Genomic DNA, 2,667 nt, shown 5'->3' with positions numbered 1-2,667 from the left:
GGTGGGTTCGCCCGGTGCGTCGGGGTCTGCGGGTGCGTCCGGTTCGGTGGTGCCGGGGGGTTCGGCGAGGGCTTGGGGGTCGGCGGGGTCGGTCGGGGTGCGGGGTTCGGCGGATTTGGTGGGTTCGCCCGGTGCGTCGGGGTCTGCGGGTGCGTCCGGTTCGGTGGTGCCGGGGGGTTCGGCTGGGGCTTGGGGGTCGGCGGGGTCGGTCGGGGTGCGGGGTTCGGCGGAGTTGGTGGGTTCGCCCGGTGCGTCAGGGTCTGCGGGTGCGTCCGGTTCGGTGGTGCCGGGGGGTTCGGCTAGGGCACGGGGGTCGGCGGAAACGGGGGGTTCGGCGAGGGGGTTGGGACCGACGGTGGCGTCGGGTTCGGTCGGGGCTGCTGCTCGATCGAGCGGAGCGGCGTCAAGGGCCTTGCCGGTCGAGATCTGGGTGTTGATCGGCGCATCGTTTGTTATCGCCGTCGGATTCGGTCTGGTGGCACCGGTGCTGCCGCAGTTCGCACGTGGGTTCGGGGTCGGTGTCGCCGCTGCGTCGGCGATCGTCAGTGCGTTCGCCCTGATGCGGCTGCTGTTCGCGCCGGTCAGCGGTCGATTGGTGCAGCGGCTGGGGGAGCGGTCGGTCTATCTGGGCGGACTGCTGATCGTCGCGGTGTCGACCGGGGCGAGTGCGTTCGCGCAGAGTTACTGGCAGCTGCTGGTGCTGCGATCGGTGGGCGGTGTCGGGTCGACCATGTTCACCGTATCGTCGCTGGCGCTGGTCATCCGGATGTCACCGCCCGGACAGCGCGGCCGGGTGTCCGGGCTGTGGTCGACGAGCTTTCTGATCGGATCGGTGAGCGGGCCGCTGGTCGGCGGTGCGCTCGCCGGGCTCGGGCTGCGGGCGCCGTTCCTGATCTACGCGGGCGCGCTGCTGCTCGCCACCGCCGTGGTCTATGTGAACCTGCGGCATTCGACCTTGGCCGCCCCCGAACCCGTTGACGGGCTGCGGTTGATGTCGTTCCGCGAGGGGCTGTCCCGGCCGGAGTACCGCGCGGTACTGCTGTCGAATTTCGCCAATGGCGCTGCCGTATTCGGCGTGCGAATGGCGTTGGTGCCGCTGCTCGTTGTCGAAGTACTGCATCAGAAACCGGGTATGGCCGGCGTGACACTGACGGTGTTCGCCGCGGGCAATGTCGCGGTGCTGTTCGCCTCCGGCAGGCTCTCCGACCGATTCGGCCGCAAGCCGTTCCTGATCGCCGGATCCCTGATCTGCGCGATCGGCACCGCAGGACTCGGTATTGCGGCTGACCTGCCCTGGCTGTTGGCGACCTCATTCGTGGCCGGACTCGGATCGGGCATGTTCACCCCCGCCCAGCAGGCGACCGTCGCGGATGTCATCGGACCGAAGGCTCGCGGCGGCCCGGTGCTCGCCGGGTTCCAGATGGCCGCTGATCTCGGCACGGTCATCGGCCCAGTCGTGGTAGGCGCGGTGGCCCAACACTTTTCCTACGGCCTCGCACTCACCCTCACCGGTGCCCTCCTCGCCGTAGCCGCCGCAGTCTGGTCCCTCGTCCCAGACCCCCTACACCGCCGAGCCACGGATACCGATACCCCACCGGACTGCCCACCCGACCACATCTGCGGCCCCGACGGAGCCGACCACCTCCTACTCGACAACCCCCCCGACAACACCCCCCACCCCTAACCTCCCACCCAGCAGTTGGACGTTTGTTCACCATGCGCTGGTGCAGGACTGCTCTCGACGTTTACCTGCACCAGTGCATGGTGATCATGGTCCAGGACCCCTCGGGGTGGAGGTGGGGTGGGGTGGGGCAGAGTGTGGGGGGTGAGCGAATCGGGTTCGAAGTACACGCCGCGGCCGGTGTCCAATGTGACCACGTATGCGCTGGGGGGCGTGGCGCTTGTGGTCATTGTGTTGATCGTGATTCTTGCTCTTCGGTGGGGGCGTGATGATGCCTCGATTCGTAATGACGGGTATGGGGCGGTGCACGATGCGGCGGTGACCGCGGTGTTGGACCAGAAGAGCGGTGCGATTCTGCTCGGTCGCGGGGATGCGTCGAAGACCATCGACGTGTACGAGGATCCGCTGTGTCCATCCTGCGGTGCGCTGGAGCGGCTCTACGGTCAGGAGATCGCGCAGAAGATGGACGAGGGCAAGCTCGCCGTGCGCTATCACCTGGTGGCATTCCTCGATCCCAAGTCCAAGAGCAAGGACTACTCGACCCGCGCGGTGGCGGCGAACGAATGTGTCGCGGAGACCGGCTCCGGTCCGGTGTACTCGAAGTTCCACGCCCTGCTGTTCACCTCGAAGCAGCCGAAGGAAGGCGGCGCGGATCTCAGCAATGAGGATCTGACGAATGTCGCGAAGGAGGCGGGCGCGTCGCTGGAGGCGGTGCAGTGCATCAGCACCGGCGCGAAGCTCGACGCGGCAAAGATCCACGCCCAGATGGCGCGTGCCGCGCTGACCGATGCGAACGGCGAGGTCGCGACGCCCGCTGTCTTCGACGGCAAGGACAAGGTCGACGTGAACAACCACGAGTGGGTGGTCGACCTCACCAAGTGACCGGTTCGTGCCGGGCGATGCTATCGCAGCGCCGATGTCGACATCTAGCCGAATCATTCGGCCGGACAACCGAATACCACCACGAATCGCCGCACCGGACTCCG

Annotated in this window: 2 protein-coding genes; both read left to right on the top strand. The window is 67.6% G+C overall.

Translation table 11 applies throughout. The annotated features are described in order from the left end of the window. The first annotated feature begins 412 nt into the window (after positions 1-412). Positions 413-1,684: an MFS transporter gene (locus ABZW16_RS43670; RefSeq protein ID WP_354962051.1), complete on the top strand. Its 1,272-nt coding sequence runs from the start codon at positions 413-415 to the stop codon at positions 1,682-1,684. A gap of 141 nt (positions 1,685-1,825) precedes the next feature. Then, positions 1,826-2,563, top strand: a complete 738-nt coding sequence (locus ABZW16_RS43665; RefSeq protein ID WP_354962050.1) for a thioredoxin domain-containing protein — start codon at positions 1,826-1,828, stop codon at positions 2,561-2,563. Positions 2,564-2,667: the final 104 nt, after the last annotated feature.

The organism is Nocardia sp. NPDC004604 (assembly GCF_040609795.1).
Classification (GTDB): domain Bacteria; phylum Actinomycetota; class Actinomycetes; order Mycobacteriales; family Mycobacteriaceae; genus Nocardia.
The sequence above is the reverse complement of the archived record's forward strand: the minus strand, read 5'-3'. Positions and strand labels throughout refer to the sequence as shown.